This is a genomic window from Synechococcus sp. MIT2312, from assembly GCF_059772315.1.
In genome coordinates this window covers 2,260,226-2,274,632 of record NZ_CM186281.1, presented here as the reverse complement: position 1 = coordinate 2,274,632, position 14,407 = coordinate 2,260,226, and the positions used below count along the sequence as shown (strand labels likewise).

The window sequence follows — 14,407 nt, the reverse complement described above, 5'->3', positions numbered from 1 at the left end:
TCTGATTTCATTCAAGTGATAACAGAACTATCAACATAACCACAACACCAATAAAAGAAAGAAAGAATCAGTACCGATATGTCGAGCCAACAAATGCAAATATCGCAAGTGAGGCAATCATAGAAATTGGCAACGCGTCAACAGATATCAATATTGGATGGTGATGCTAGCTCTATAATGCCTCTTGGGAGCAAAAATCAAGCCGATAAGATTGCAAACGAAAAATCAACATAGAACAACCAAGCAAGACATAGAAAAAATACAATGCTCCACTTGAATCAAGTGAAGCATTGTGCAGTTAGTCGAAAATCAGCTGTATGCTTTCGCAATCAGGGGACCAGCCTGTTCATCGGTCAGAACGGGTGTAAGTTCCCAGTCAAGATATTCAGCCCATTCGGCAGCATGTTCATAACATGCATCAGCGTTTTCTGCTTCAACGAGGATCCAACCTTCGACGGAGCCTGGTCCATGAAAGCGCTTCCAGGATTGACAAGCAGGGAAAGGCGCACCAGTTGACAAAAACTTTTTGGCGGCCATCTCGTGATATCCGGTCTTGAAAGACCAATGCATCAAAAAAGTCATAGAAAAAAGAATGACATAGACAGGTTCGCACAAAAACAAAAAAAAGGAAAGTAATTAACGGTTGTTGATTTTCACAACCACCCAAACAGAAACAATAACAAAAAAAAATAGTCAATTATGATATTGTGCCATCAATTTATTTCATTTTAAAGTTAAACAATAGGCACTGTCAAACGAACAAGTGCATTGGATCAATCAAAATCACTCAAATAACGACAAGACAAACAAACCAACCCCAAAAGCAAGAAACAAACCAAGCGCAACAAACACGTCATTGATGCAACCAGCTCAGTATAAGTAAAAACACTTAGTCAGCGCGAGACGCTAAACCAAGGTTTGGTCCCTGCAAGTCCACCATATGCAAATAATCGAAATCCAGACGCAGCAGAGAGTCTGGGTCGAAAGCAAAAAACAGACCAAGAGAAGAGATTTTTAGTTCAACGCTAGAAAATAATCAAGTAACTCAACTGGATTTCAACGACAAGACTGGGGTTGAATTGATGAAGATCATCTTTTCAATCAGCCTTCTATACTGCGCTCAAGAGGCAAAATATCCTCATCAGAAGAGTCTTTGGATATCGTTGGAACTGGTATTGCTACTTTAGCTTTTGCTTTTTTGATCGTAAATGGAGGAACTGCAAATGATGGAATTGGAACACGAACAGAAAATTGACTGGTGCCTACAGGTACATTACTAATGGAACCAATCCGAGGCCGATTTGGCAGCACTTCTTCCCCTGAGGCATCGTATATAAACGCAAAAACATCGACGTCCTTGATCAAAGTTTTAGCGGCACTTTTAATCTGACCATCTAATATGTAACATCCGGAGCGATAGCCTTTGGGCTGCTTCGAAGCAGGGTCGGCAGTATCGCATTTCACAAGATCAAGCTGACTTAATTCAAGATCGAGCGATTCGACAGGAGGAACAGCGACTGAAAAAAACAGGCAAAAGATAAAAAGAATAGATAGAAGCCTGGTTTTCAAAAAACTCATGACAAATACAATCTCATGAGCACACTGCTGCATATCTAGAAGAATGGCAAATGCAAATTAGCAACCACATGTATCGATTGACTCATCTGGATCGTGCACTGAACAGTAGACGAGGATGCAACATCACATCACTGGATTAAAACAAATTGAATCGCAATGATTTGGTACAAAAACCTGTCAAGGGCATTGATCAAACATCCATTGATAAAAATAAGTGGTTTAATGTTTTGAATAAAAACCACGACGTTCAACGCATCTCTTGAAATCTTTTGTTTCATATAACCAGAACTTTTCCTTATCGAGAACAAATCCCTCAGTCAAGGCGATCATAACAACATGATCTTCATTATTTGCCTTACTGATTTTTTGCTGGAGGGTTGTGTCATCCTTGAGCTTGGAGAGGAAAGAACAAAGATCTTGTTCTGACTGCTGACATTGCTGAAATCTCCCCATATAAAAGGGCACTGTCTCGTAAGGAGTCATTGACAGGGTGAAGGGACGATCAAGCTACAAGCAATCAACAGGGTAATCACAAACAAATAAATATCTTAAATTAAGATAGGTACATCAACTATTGAGCTTTGTTGTACAAGTGAAATTTAACGCTCAACAGGAGCCCTTACAACGAAAGAGACAATAAAGAACGAGCTGCTTTCAGGATTTAGGGAAAAGAAGAGAACGAAAAATTAAAATCTGGCAAACAACGCAATACACTGATTTCTACACAGATTCATTGAACAAGATTAATCGTCCACCGACGTCCTCCCATTCGATCGTCTTCAGAATAACAGTTGGCGAGTAAAAGCCCACTTGCACTACGAACCATACATTCAAGACCATCTTTAGTTGTAATAAAACTAGAGGCATTAGGGCAGACAAGATGTTCTGAATCACGGCTCATAGCTTTGACAATTTGCGACCAAATAAAATCGATGTTTTCATCAGTAGAGGTGGCAAAGTGCATAACAATGCTATCCAGATAAAACTATCGTAGACAAATTGAGGAATAACGCAATGTACTGATGTTCATATCAGACGGATCTTATGGACATTCTAGTCTTGAGATCGTCATTCACCCCCCAAAAAAAACTATGCAGGCTAGAAAGACCTGCAAAGTTAGGGCTGCAAGGAATTACACTGTTTATTTTTTAACTTTCGAGGCAACATCCATATAATCAAACCCATCTAGATCATCGATCTCCTGTGGTGCAAAGCCTTGTGGTTGAACAGTTTTGGCCATACCCAAGAATTCACTGATGTAACCGCGTCGGAGGGTTCGCGCCGGAATGCGCTTTGGAGAGAGGTCGCTAATGACGGGAAGCTCAATTGATGCCATTATAGAACTTCATGAATTCATACGAAGAACGTTTTTCCGTATCTCGGCATCGGATCAAAACCCGCTCTGTGAACTGAGTTCACAACTAGAGCAAACTCAAGAATTGGAGAAAGACAAAAAACTGACGGCAGCATCAGTTGAATTCAAAAAACTCATAATCGGCATAAAAAAGACATTAAAGCGTATCAAATTAAACGCCAAAGTCAGTGATCAAGTTGTGATTGATTGATCAGACGACATCACTGAGAGAATATCGCAGAAACTTAAATAAAGAAATCGGGCTCAATGTCATCCAAATCTCGAGAAAAGTCAGACGACTAGATGACGTAAAACACTGGGATTCGTAGCGCCGATTAAAGTCATCTCGACGCATCGCTTGATCTTGCCTCTGCTCAAGTTGCTTTTGCTGATTCGCGAAGTCTTCCTGAGCAACAATGACCTCATCAATCACCAGGAACCAGCTTTCACCGCCTTTTAGAGCCTTTGCCAGCCACTGAAACAAACTGCTGACCAGAGATAGTAATTTTTGCATCTGATCAAAAAGACATCTGATTATAAGACCTGTTCTTGGCTCTTCTTGGTGCTGAGCAACACATGGTGGGGAATGGACCGTTGCTATTAATGGCTGCGCTTCGAGAGTTGTCGAGTGAATACACGAATCATGCTGATTTACGCAGGCATTTTTATTGCAGGCTTTCTGTACGTTTCAACAGGACTGGTCTACAACACATTCTGAACACCGCTCAAAGACAGAACGACTAGTGTTGATAGCAAGCCATGAAATGCGATGCCAATCAAAAAAAGATTCAAAACGACAGCTTAATTCAAAACTGATTGCTCATCCAATATCAATAGTGTATAGCAACTACAATGTCAAACAGAAATACAATTCACAAAAGCAGAAATCAACACATGACTAATCCAGAGCAACATGATTACCCAAAGACTGTCTATGACAATGCCTGGGAAGATCTAAACGTCATGTACGAAAGCTGGAAGTCAGTTCACGGAGTCGATCGACAGTTCTGCATCGATATGATCCGCAAATTTGCAAACCACCTTGATCATGAACAATGCTGAGGTCTCAGCAGCGACACAATACCAATCATCAATAAGAAAAGGCTTGCCATCAATTCTCTAGAATCAAAATATTAAATCAATTAAAATCATGGAGCTCGTTCAAGCAATATCGTCTCCAATTCAAAACATGGACGAGAGACAGACACCGTAAAGAAAACCACTGCATAGCAAACCAAGAAACCAGCACACAGACCTGAGCAGAGAAATATCAGCCAGATAAGCAAGAATATAAAGAGTTCGAAAGATTGGATGGGCAAAGGCAACAACAACCGCGAGAATAGGGAGATCAAAACCATTCACGACGGCAAGAATTGCCAGAAGAATTGCCGGAGCATGAAGGGAGAATGATTCAAAGCTGTTTTGCTGAGCCCAGCTGGCTCTTTTTCCCCAGGCGGGATATCGATCAAACATTGCACGCAGAGATGAAAGATCACTCATCTCAAACTGAGCTTTAAAGCGAGCCACATAAAGCGGCAGGATACTCAAAATCACTGTTGCAAATGACAGCACAAGCGACCAAACGTAGGGAGCTGCTTCAACATGAGTGGACAACTGTGCTTGAGACATTGATTGAGTGCTTAGATTACTTTTCCGTATCTCTCCATTGTAATGAGGATCGTTCGTTGAAACAACTTGACCTGTCGACACCGATGCAGTGAATGCTAAAGCTGAATATGATCATTAGCGAGAAACCCCTATTGGCTCATACACAGTATTATTTGATTTCGATTTTTAACACAAATCGGAGTAGGGGATGCGACCCGATTGAACCTTAGAGATCTTCACCAGATGCGCTCAGGCTGCATACAGCCGAAATATATTGCATTCAAATCACGAACTCACTAAAATCCATTGAAAAGATGTCCAGCGCGTGCTCATCAATCCAAACGAACTTCCTCTCAAGCAAGCAGCTGATCGATGCCGACAACTTTTGAGCTCTAAAAAAGTATTGGTCTGCAGCAAAAACAGGTTAACACTGACTGCTTTGTGCCTTTGTACGCCAATTTTACAGTCACTGATTGGTGGAGCAACAACCGAGGAAGAAGGACTGGACTTACAATTGAAATTCAATCCTGACCTCTTGATTACAAGCGAAGATCTTGAAAAAGGTTATGGCATTCGTCTGGTAGAAAAGGTCAAGGCATACAATCCCGAGATCACTGCACTAATTTTTCTGGGGCGGGAAACAACTGACGTTGTCCATGAAGCGATGGACGCTGGAGCAGACGGCGTTATGTTCATGTCATCAGTGGGATCAGGGCATGGAGACTTCATTAATGCACTGACCACAACAAACAATGGTGGTGTCTACTATCCAAAATCAGTTCGTGCAGCAGCCACAGCAAGAATCAAACAACCTCCTGAGCTCATCGATCCTTTGTCTGAGCGCGAACGCGAGGTTCTTCGCTGCATTATCCAAGGGATGAAAAATTCTGAAATCGCTGAATCCCTGTTCTTGTCGTCAGAAACTATCAAAAGTCATGTCAGTACTACAATCCAGAAATTAGGAGTGAGAGATCGAACTCAAGCAGCTGTGCTTGCTCTCACTCATGGTTTGGTCGATGCCGATGTTTAAGTTCTGATCGATCTGATATCACTCAGTAAAGACAACAACCCTCTTGTGGGGTTGAATCAATCTGGAACAGGATTGCTCTATCCCCAGCGGAATTGTGATGAAGTCGGCTATTGCAGCAACCAACTCGCAGAAAAGGAATTGGACCATTAGAGTATTTATACTCATGCCAATCTCATGACGAGTTCAAATCTGCTTGTTCTGTTTGTCAGCTTTTCGACGGCCTGCCTCGTTCTGAGCATTTACAAAATCAACCAGACAGCTCGTTGAGTTGGTTCCAATGATGACCAAGACTGGGTTCTGACTGTGACAGTTAGGTAGATCTTGCAGTCAAGTGTTATGGCGCGCTCCAAACGATCAAGGGCTGTATGCCAAGAGCGACCACCAGACTGACGATCAATCCCACGGAGGCCTTCCCGAGATCACTACCAATCACACTCGACAGATTTCCATACTGCTGATTGGTAAAAACAGTTTTATGCTCACGCTCTCTGATGCGCAGAGCCATTTCCCTTCCAGCGAGTAAACCAAGAAACACCCAAGTCGTACTCAGTGGAAAGCTGCTGAGAAATGCCTTGTAAAGCAGACAGAGACCAAACATGAAGTCAATCAAAGTGGCTGATCTCAAATCCGATGAATTTGTTTTCGAACGCAAGACTCCTTGAATCGGTCCACCACCAATCAGGATGAGCACGCAGAGACCCATACAGAGGATGAGGGTACACACGCCCATTGAAATGAGATTTAGATTGCGAGGTAAATAGACAAAGATATTTGCCATGTCCTGCACTAACCACATGCTCCACAAGAATCCGGTCGAAAACCACTGAAGGGCAAACCAGACTTTGCTGATTTCTTGTGAATCCTGATTTCGGCGAAAAATCCATCGTTCAAAAAGCCATATTCCCAAACCCCAGGCAGCAAGTCCAAGGAAGAATGCCATGACATACCCGGAAAGTGAACTCGCTAATAATCTTCCAATATTTTCAGGAACGAAGGAAGAGAGCACCAGGAATGAAGTGCTCACGGGCGCACCCCAAGCGGTCAAAGCCAGGACTGCAATCGGAGGAATTATATAAGCCCAGGTGAATGATTCTGGCACTGGGAATGATTCAAGACGCCCCCAGGCAGGTTTTCCCTGATGAAGATACCAACCCAAAAAAAGTACGGCAATAGTAATACCACAAACAAAAAGCATCTGAACACGCTTGGGAGTTCGCTGTCGGTTAGAAGAGATATAAGTCCCAAGTGTTTGCAGTGAATCATTGGAAACAACTGAAAAACCTGCCAAGAGAAAGCCAATGATCATCCAGATATTGATATCAATCACCAACCGAAATGCTTACAGAAGTCGTTGGATCATCGTATCGCTCAAAGACAACGCAGGCACGAACATCAAACGAAGAGTGCTCAGAGGATGCGTGAGTGACTGAGGAACAGCGCCGCGAACACACGCGAACACAGCTTGCTGTGCACTTGCTGGCTTGATTCAGTCGTTGTTCAAGCAAGTGTGCATTAGCCCACACGCCCAGTAAGCCTTCTCTCCCACAGCTAGCTATCGGAGAGAAGGTCCGGAGCACAACCAAAAATGGAGAGACGCTCGCAAACTGACAGGACAACGTGGCCTGAGCAGCCCTCAGCGGCATTCACGACTAAGGAGAATCAGCAGACTGCAATCACCAACTCAGCCAGGTGGAAGCAGCTCTGGGCCAAGTCCCAACATGCCTATCGCTGTGGAACAGGGGCTGACCAAAGCTGAGATCCCTGTGGTTGAAATGTTGAGCTGCCACCTTGATGCGGCATCAGGAGAAATTGTTATCGCACCTTGACTGCTCCCAAGACATTTCTAAAACTCTGGAAGAGGCAAGATTCCAATGGAAATCCACACTGCCCACGCCGAACCGATTGGTGAGTTCATCCATGAGGGTCATCACAAACCATTTCGTGCTTTGGCCTGCCCAATCGGCCCCAGCTGCAAATTGACCGGACCAAAAGCAGAGGCGAAAGAGAGCTGATGCCCAACGGTGGAAATCAAGACGTCACTGGTGTGGTGAAATCAACTCAGATACTTCCATAAGCCCTGTAACAAATTTCAAGTGAAACCACAAAAATTGAGAGCATTTCGGCCTTGATTTTCCTTTTGATACGCCTGAGTGCATTCATTTTTATTGTCCAAAACAAACTAATTTCAAAATAAAAAGAATGAGTTGGGAATGATGAAGCAAGCAATACCTGGATCGTTAAATTTTGGCAAAAATCACCGAGGTCTTTCTCCTGAGCGCTGCTCCATGCCATTCCCCTCGTCGAGCGAGCTGGCGTTGGTTAGTTGAAAACAAAAGAAAAGGGCACCTCTCGATCCTTTTGGATTCATTGCGAACCGCTGCTTCGACCGTTCAACGGTAAAACCTTTTGAGCTCTTAGCTCCCAAAGAAAACCCAGCAAATCCAACGAATCTCAATGCCTCAAGGTTCAAATCAGTCTGGACACACTCCAGCAGAGACAGGACATTTAGGGTTGCTAAAAATCAAAGCAATCAATTCAAAATCGAACTAAGAGCGAACGAGAACAAGTCTTAGACAAACACTGAGTTTTAAAATTTTTACGAACACTGAACATGATGCAGAGGAGGCATCAGTTTAAGAATAAAAAATAATCAACACAAAACTAAAAACACTTATTCTCTTTAAGATTCCACGCTAATGCCATTTTAAGCTGATTCCAAGACGATTCTCAGATCATGGCAGACTTTACATTTAGCAACGACTATCTTGAAGAACAAGCCGCTGCAGACCTCGACGGAAGCGGTGTCATCGGCGATGGCACTCCAGGCAACTCCAATGCACCGAACGTCAGCTCCTATGCAAACGGAGATAATTATCTTGCTGCAGGATCTTTGGCGAGCGTTGCTGCCCTCAACGCCGTAAAAACAGTCTTCGCAACATTCAATACAGCACAATCTATTACGTGGGGCGCAGATAGCTCGTACAAATTCAACAATGTTACCGGCTCAGCTGCAAACCTTGACTCTCTGAGTGCCACTGATTTAGGCAACATTACTGGAACTTTGACCGTTAATGATAGTCATAATTCACCAGCACTTCTCTCAGTCCTTCAATCAATCAAATCAAAGGCAGATAATGCCACTTTCGCCTACAGCGGAGTCAAAGGCACAACAAAAGAGCTTGCAGATACTCGCTCTACATCCTTCGATTGGATTACAAATATCACTGCAGTTGGAGGAAAAAAATATGCAACATTTACTGATTTATGCGCAAGCCCATCTCATCTAAGTACAATTACCAACGGACTTGATAGCAATGACTATCTCTTCAAAATTGGCGGTCTTACTTACAGCTCAAACCCTTTCACCGGAACAGTAGAAGGACCATCTCTAGTTTACCGCTCCGATATCACTCCAGACACTTCAACAAGTTATGCAGAGGGTGCCCAGTCTTACACATCTGGTGATTACACAGTCACCGCGATGGGCTTCTTGAACAAAGTTCCTGAGGAAGGCGACATGCCTTTTTCCGACTTCAACATTGCTGGCGACGACGTCGCCAGCAATGTTGCACTTACCATACATTTTTATGGAGGCGAACAACTTAGTCATGTGAATATTTCAGGCGCAACAGTTTCAGCGTCAACTGGCTATCAATACTCACAAACAGCTGGCAGTGGAACAGCATCAGTTTCAGATGATATCTGGACACTCCAACTCAAACTTGATGCTGGTCAACCAGCAAAAACGACAGCTGTCAGCAATAACACTGGCGCCAAAGTACTTGGTGTGATGATTAATTCCGTAAGCGCTGCAAAAGTGGGAGGAAACAGTGATTATGGCGGCTCGGTCTTTCGCACGAATGCCTTCTGGGAAGATATCGATCTAATGAGCAGCGAATACAAGTTTTCTGACTTGTCGCCAGGATTTGAAATTAATGGCACCAACGGCGAAGAAGTTGACTTTGATTTTTACTTCACTAAAGATTATCTTGAGCGAACTTTCAGCACTGATTTTGATGCTATTGACGGTGGATTCACCGGATCGGCACTCAGCAATGTTGATGCAGACAATGACCATACTGGGACCTACATCGATGTCAGCAAAGCTGGATCACTCTCCGAGTTAAGACTGCCCGTCACCATTGCTGATGTTTCATCCACAACAGCAGGTGGTGCAACAGATTTTTATAAAGTTGAATTCACCAATGATTCCTGGTCTGAGGCCAACTTAAGCATGGTTTATGGACCAAGTATTAATTCAGCTCCATCGGGTGGAGGAGGAAATAGTGGTAGCACCGTTGCCAAAACGATTGAGAATACAGTCATCAAAGGACGCCGTTATTGGAGCAACGCTGCTGACTCTTTGATTGGTCAATCCAATATCAATCTTGGACTCCTCGGAGGCAATGACTTTCTGGAAGTGATCGGAGGTGACAATAACTTCGCCAATGGCAACAACGGTGATGATCAAATTGTCCTGCGCGGTGGACATGGTCGATATCTAGGTGGCGCTGATAACGACAAGATCGTGGTTTTGCACTCAAACATTGGTTCCTGGGTGAACGGCAACAACGGAGTTGATGTGATCACAGGGTCTGCTGGTGGAATGACCTATCGAGGTGGACCAGACAATGATCGTTTTGTTGTGAGTGCTGGAGATGTCTGGGGGGATAAGGATGCAGACACATTCCAAGCAACCGCTGGGGCGGGTGTCGCCATCATTCACGACTACACCATCGGCTTGGACAACATTCAAGGTGTGGTTGGTGGCAGCTTTTCGCTGACTGATCAGGGATTGCTTTACAGCCTTGGCTCAGATCAGATGCTCTTGCTCAAAGGCATCACCGATACCTCTCAAGTCACCGTGCTCTGAATCTGACTGCTTGATCGGGTGTTGCCAGTCAAGATTGACCCACTGCGGTGGCTGATTGCGGGAATGTCCCCTAAGACAGTGATCAGTCCTCCGGTGAATGGCATTCCAGCGAAGCTTCAGATACGACGGCAACAGCTTTGGAAGGCGATGATCGAACGGCATTCGGCATCGATTGATGGCTTCTAAGTTCTTCCACGTTCACCATGAGTTTCGCGCCGGGAAAGCCCAGCAGTGGTGGGAGACAGCTCAGAAAGCCATGGCTCCTGGAGGAGGCTGGGATGAGGCAGTCGCAAATAATTTGAAGGATGGTTTCTATAACCACTGCTTCTGCCCGGTTGGTCCAGAAGGACCTGCGTTCTGCATCTGGGAAGTCCGTGAGGGCATCACTGCGCAGCAGTTCCAGGATTTCATCGACGGTCCGAACGGTGTGAACTTTGGACTTGGAGCATGGATGAATATCTGCAAAGAGATCAATGTCGAACTGGCTGGGAATCCCCCTTATCCGCGCAAGTTCTGAGCACCATCAGGACACTGGCCTTGATCGTTTCGATCTCGGCCTTCCCCAAGTTCCCACTCCATAGGACGAACAGCCTCGAGCGTTGAGCATCTGACTCTGAAATGGATTGGTGAATTCAGGGCCTAACGAACCGAATCAAGGGTGATTCCCATCACTCTGGTCAGTACGAGATAGCCGCCCCAAGCGATCACGTTCAATCCGATCGCCCAGAACCAGACTGCTTTGGTTGTGTTGCTCGTGTCCTCATCCATGAGTTATCTGCTCATCAGCCCATGAGCACAACACCAGGCTCAACATTCCGGCTCAGGCTGCAGCCTGCTCGGTTGTGTTGCGAAGGACTTTCTCTTGGAGTTGCTGAACAGCGCAAAGGGCCTCATGGGCAGGCCACCCATGCTTGTTCATCAGCTCCTCCACCAGGTAGTCGGGAGAGTTGGAGATTCGCGCGTTGAGATCAGCCACAGCCCTGTCATCACGAGCCAACGCATCGAGCCGCAGTGATCGAAGTTTTTGAAGACTTGGCTGATTCATACCCACACTCTGCCTGTTGGTGGTTCCTGGCCACCGTCAAATGACAGTGGGACAAAGCTCAAGTGGCCACTCCATGGTCTGATTAGCTCTGCTCAGGAATGGTGGTGGGGGCCTTCCAGCCCCCGCGAGTCAATTGGGTGATAAGGCTGACTTCACCCCATCTCCCTTATGGGTCAGGCAGCAACAGGGGCTGCTTGACGGGAGAAACGAACGATGTTGTTCGCAGTTACGGGTTTGCTCTTACCGAGCAGGCTTCAGTCACCCTCCTCATGCCCCGTCGAAACCATTGCAGCCCCGAGAAGGGGGAATGGAGCTGAGCGGAATCGAACCGCTGTCCGAAACACTGGTGTGGATCACCTAGTCCGATCAAGACCGGACGTTGTCATTCTGACAGCAGTGGTGAAGCGGAGCAGAGCGTCTTGGGAAGTGAGTACCGACAGGCGCCACAGTTGATTCATGGCGTCGCCGTGTTGCCCCAAGGTCTCGAGGAGATCGGCAGCCAGGAATTACAGACACTCGGTGCCAAAGAGGTCACACCGTTACGTCGTGCCGCGGCATTTCAAGCCGACATGGCTTGTTTCTACAGGCTTCACTTGCAATGCCGGCTGCCGTTCAGATTGCTGCGGGAGATGGCACGCTTCCGCTGCGACGGTCGCGATTCGCTTTACGACGGTGTCCAGCAAGCTCTCGACTGGGAACGCTGGCTGCATCCATCCATGAGCTTTCGAGTGGATGTGACCGGAACGGCCCCCGGGCTGAACCACAGCCACTTCACGGCGCTCCAGGTGAAGAACGCCCTGATTGATCGCCAGCGTGATCTATGGGGGAAGCGGTCGTCCATCGATCTGGACGAACCCGATCTCTGCCTGCATGTTCACCTGCATCGTGGTGAAGCGAGCCTGAGCCTGGACGGCAGCGGCGGCAGCCTGCACCGCAGGGGATACAGAGCAGCCATGGGGGTGGCTCCGCTGAAGGAGAACCTGGCCGCAGGTCTGATCAGACTGACTGGCTGGGACGGAAGCGCCCCACTCACCGATCCCTGCTGCGGTTCGGGAACGCTGCTGATTGAAGCCGCCTCAATGGCACTTCAGCGATTTCCTGCTCTGCATCGCAACTTCCTCCTTGAGTCATGGGCGGATTTCGATTCAGATCAGTGGGAAGCGGAACAGCGCAGAGCCCAGAAACGGCAGCAGCCCGTGAACAATCCACCACGAATCGTGGGCTATGAGCAGGACTCAGAGATTGCCCAACAGGCACGCGACAACATCAGCGCAGCGGATCTGGAAGACGTGATCGAAATCGTTGAGACCGATTTCAGGGATGCACCGGCTCCGGAGGCGGACCATGGCGTGGTGGTCTGCAATCCACCCTATGGGGTGCGACTGGGACATACCACTGAGCTTCAAGAGCTCTACAAAGAGCTGGGAGCAGTGTTGAAAAAAGATTACGGCGGCTGGGATCTGTGGCTTCTCAGCGGCAATCGAGAATTAACCGGAGCCTTGCGCCTCAAAGCAAAGCGCAGAATCCCTGTGAATAACGGTGGATTGGATTGCCGCTGGCTGCATTACGAGCTGAACAGGCGCACATCGGATCCAGTCCTCCAGGAGAACTGAACACCGGCGATTCATTTACCGAGAACAGCCCTCGTGGTTCGCATCAGACCTTCCAGTGTCTGAGGCAGATACGGACCTTTGGCGAGCTGACCGCCAATCCGCAGGCTGAATCCGGCCACCACCACATTGAGAATCGCCATCGCCAGCAGCGCTTGGATCAACGACCAACCCCAGGATTCCAGCATCCACACCAGTAGAGCGGCTTCTCCAGCCACGAGGGCCAGCAGCATCAGCGTGCCCCCCATGGCAAGAAACACACCACCACTGATCAGGCGCCGTTTCTCGCGATCTACCTCCTGCAAAGCAATCCGGACATGCAGGTCCATCACTGAGCCCGCGAGTGCCGTGACCCTGGCGGCAGCGCCAAGTCCTCTGGAGCGCGGTTGTTCGGAACGGGGCAGTTCACTCATCAGGATCTCCGCCCGCCGGTCAGCAGGGCACCCACCAGAATCCCTACACCAGCGGCAACAGCCAGTGACATCAGGGGTCTGTCGCGCACAGGTTTCTCAAGCTTCGGCCTGAGAGTGCGGTTGAGCTCATCGAGCAGATGCTCCAGCTGCTCCTCCAGCGGATCAAGGTTGTCAGCCAGGGTGCGGGTGCGATCTCCGGCCTGATGCAGCAAGTCCTCTAGCTGGACAGTGACAAGGCTCGCAGCCCGGTCGCTCTGGGCAGCAATCAGATGAACCACCTCATCGAAACTGCCGCGGGTGGCTTCTAGTGCTTGGTGGGTGACTTCAGGCCAGCGCTTTTGGATCTCTGGCAAAAGACTCTCAAAGCGATCCCGGAAGTGGTAGGCCAGATCCTGGGAGTCCGCAGGCGCATCGGCTGAAGAGGGAGCTGAATCCATGGCGATCCTGACGGCCTACCGCAGAGTAAGGGTGGTAACTCTGAGATGACACCCATTGGCATTGGTGGGCCATCAGTTGCGCTACGCCCTGTTGGAGCATTTAGGAGCCCCGGATGACCCAGGCGGCTGCCACCTTGACCTGTTGCTCGAAGACGGAGACAGCTGCCGCAGCTGGCGGTTGGAGGCGATTCCGCAATTGAACGGTCCTGCGGTGCAAGCCACAGCGTTGCCCCCCCACAGACTGGTATGGCTCGATCGGGAGGCAGCTTCCGTGTCCGGCAACAGAGGTTGGGCACGTCGTGTCGTGGCAGGCGGAATGCGAAGCGCCCTGCCCGCTGATCCCAATCAACCCATCCAGGTGGAGCTGGAAGGGATGGCTCGGATTGGCCTGAGCGATCCGGTTGTTCTGGAAATCTCAGCAGAGCAGTGCCGCATGCGCACGCCACAGGACAAGTGAAC

Annotated in this window: 17 protein-coding genes; 6 read left to right on the top strand and 11 right to left on the bottom strand. The window is 47.7% G+C overall.

Annotated features, from left to right (window positions below; genetic code table 11):
- Nucleotides 1-309: 309 nt before the first annotated feature.
- The 3 genes from AC6EI9_RS12450 to AC6EI9_RS12440 form a co-directional block, all read right to left on the bottom strand.
- Nucleotides 310-582 carry a DUF3303 domain-containing protein gene (locus tag AC6EI9_RS12450; RefSeq protein WP_498470068.1) on the bottom strand — a complete coding sequence of 91 codons (273 nt, stop codon included), beginning with the start codon at nucleotides 580-582 and terminating at the stop codon, nucleotides 310-312.
- Nucleotides 583-1,101: 519 nt separating this feature from the next.
- On the bottom strand, nucleotides 1,102-1,578 hold the full coding sequence (locus tag AC6EI9_RS12445) for a hypothetical protein (protein ID WP_498468039.1): 477 nt from the start codon (nucleotides 1,576-1,578) through the stop codon (nucleotides 1,102-1,104).
- 219 nt (nucleotides 1,579-1,797) lie between these two features.
- Nucleotides 1,798-2,061 (bottom strand): Nif11-like leader peptide family RiPP precursor, encoded by a 264-nt coding sequence (locus AC6EI9_RS12440; protein ID WP_498468038.1) that lies wholly within the window; start codon nucleotides 2,059-2,061, stop codon nucleotides 1,798-1,800.
- A gap of 827 nt (nucleotides 2,062-2,888) precedes the next feature.
- On the opposite strand from AC6EI9_RS12440, the gene AC6EI9_RS12435 reads away from it, so the two are divergent.
- Entirely contained in the window at nucleotides 2,889-3,143 is a 255-nt protein-coding gene (locus AC6EI9_RS12435) for a hypothetical protein (RefSeq protein WP_498468037.1), read from the top strand.
- Here the strand turns inward: AC6EI9_RS12435 and AC6EI9_RS12430 are convergent, their stop codons facing one another.
- Both AC6EI9_RS12430 and AC6EI9_RS12425 read right to left on the bottom strand, forming a co-directional pair.
- Nucleotides 3,144-3,446, bottom strand: coding sequence for a hypothetical protein (locus AC6EI9_RS12430; protein ID WP_498468036.1), 303 nt, complete (start codon nucleotides 3,444-3,446; stop codon nucleotides 3,144-3,146). It lies immediately after the preceding gene.
- 668 nt (nucleotides 3,447-4,114) lie between these two features.
- Nucleotides 4,115-4,642, bottom strand: a complete 528-nt coding sequence (locus tag AC6EI9_RS12425; protein WP_498468035.1) for an MAPEG family protein — start codon at nucleotides 4,640-4,642, stop codon at nucleotides 4,115-4,117.
- 223 nt (nucleotides 4,643-4,865) lie between these two features.
- Here AC6EI9_RS12425 and AC6EI9_RS12420 point away from each other — a divergent pair, with 223 nt between their 5' ends.
- Nucleotides 4,866-5,570, top strand: a complete 705-nt coding sequence (locus AC6EI9_RS12420) for a LuxR C-terminal-related transcriptional regulator (RefSeq protein ID WP_498468034.1) — start codon at nucleotides 4,866-4,868, stop codon at nucleotides 5,568-5,570.
- Between the two features lie 334 nt (nucleotides 5,571-5,904).
- Here AC6EI9_RS12420 and AC6EI9_RS12415 read toward each other — a convergent pair whose 3' ends face one another.
- Nucleotides 5,905-6,876: a hypothetical protein gene (locus AC6EI9_RS12415; RefSeq protein ID WP_498470067.1), complete on the bottom strand. Its 972-nt coding sequence runs from the start codon at nucleotides 6,874-6,876 to the stop codon at nucleotides 5,905-5,907.
- 752 nt (nucleotides 6,877-7,628) lie between these two features.
- A complete protein-coding gene (locus tag AC6EI9_RS12410) occupies nucleotides 7,629-7,862 on the bottom strand; it encodes a hypothetical protein (protein ID WP_498468033.1) in 234 nt (77 codons plus the stop codon).
- Nucleotides 7,863-8,304: 442 nt separating this feature from the next.
- Between AC6EI9_RS12410 and AC6EI9_RS12405 the strand changes: the two genes are divergently transcribed.
- Nucleotides 8,305-10,443 carry a hypothetical protein gene (locus tag AC6EI9_RS12405; RefSeq protein WP_498468032.1) on the top strand — a complete coding sequence of 713 codons (2,139 nt, stop codon included), beginning with the start codon at nucleotides 8,305-8,307 and terminating at the stop codon, nucleotides 10,441-10,443.
- A 175-nt stretch (nucleotides 10,444-10,618) separates the two neighbouring features.
- A complete protein-coding gene (locus AC6EI9_RS12400; RefSeq protein WP_498468031.1) occupies nucleotides 10,619-10,960 on the top strand; it encodes a hypothetical protein in 342 nt (113 codons plus the stop codon).
- A gap of 122 nt (nucleotides 10,961-11,082) precedes the next feature.
- Here AC6EI9_RS12400 and AC6EI9_RS12395 read toward each other — a convergent pair whose 3' ends face one another.
- Together AC6EI9_RS12395 and AC6EI9_RS12390 are read right to left on the bottom strand one after the other, a co-directional pair.
- On the bottom strand, nucleotides 11,083-11,211 hold the full coding sequence (locus AC6EI9_RS12395; protein ID WP_498468030.1) for a hypothetical protein: 129 nt from the start codon (nucleotides 11,209-11,211) through the stop codon (nucleotides 11,083-11,085).
- A 52-nt stretch (nucleotides 11,212-11,263) separates the two neighbouring features.
- On the bottom strand, nucleotides 11,264-11,488 hold the full coding sequence (locus AC6EI9_RS12390) for a hypothetical protein (RefSeq protein ID WP_067096734.1): 225 nt from the start codon (nucleotides 11,486-11,488) through the stop codon (nucleotides 11,264-11,266).
- 419 nt (nucleotides 11,489-11,907) lie between these two features.
- Here AC6EI9_RS12390 and AC6EI9_RS12385 point away from each other — a divergent pair, with 419 nt between their 5' ends.
- Nucleotides 11,908-13,101: a THUMP domain-containing class I SAM-dependent RNA methyltransferase gene (locus AC6EI9_RS12385; protein WP_498468029.1), complete on the top strand. Its 1,194-nt coding sequence runs from the start codon at nucleotides 11,908-11,910 to the stop codon at nucleotides 13,099-13,101.
- Between the two features lie 11 nt (nucleotides 13,102-13,112).
- Here the strand turns inward: AC6EI9_RS12385 and AC6EI9_RS12380 are convergent, their stop codons facing one another.
- Together AC6EI9_RS12380 and AC6EI9_RS12375 are read right to left on the bottom strand one after the other, a co-directional pair.
- Nucleotides 13,113-13,511, bottom strand: a complete 399-nt coding sequence (locus tag AC6EI9_RS12380; protein WP_498468028.1) for a phage holin family protein — start codon at nucleotides 13,509-13,511, stop codon at nucleotides 13,113-13,115.
- Nucleotides 13,511-13,948 carry a glycine zipper domain-containing protein gene (locus tag AC6EI9_RS12375; protein WP_498468027.1) on the bottom strand — a complete coding sequence of 146 codons (438 nt, stop codon included), beginning with the start codon at nucleotides 13,946-13,948 and terminating at the stop codon, nucleotides 13,511-13,513. The genes AC6EI9_RS12380 and AC6EI9_RS12375 overlap by 1 nt, the downstream gene beginning before the upstream one ends.
- 61 nt (nucleotides 13,949-14,009) lie before the next feature.
- Between AC6EI9_RS12375 and AC6EI9_RS12370 the strand changes: the two genes are divergently transcribed.
- Nucleotides 14,010-14,405: a hypothetical protein gene (locus tag AC6EI9_RS12370; RefSeq protein ID WP_498468026.1), complete on the top strand. Its 396-nt coding sequence runs from the start codon at nucleotides 14,010-14,012 to the stop codon at nucleotides 14,403-14,405.
- The last annotated feature ends 2 nt before the right edge of the window (nucleotides 14,406-14,407 follow it).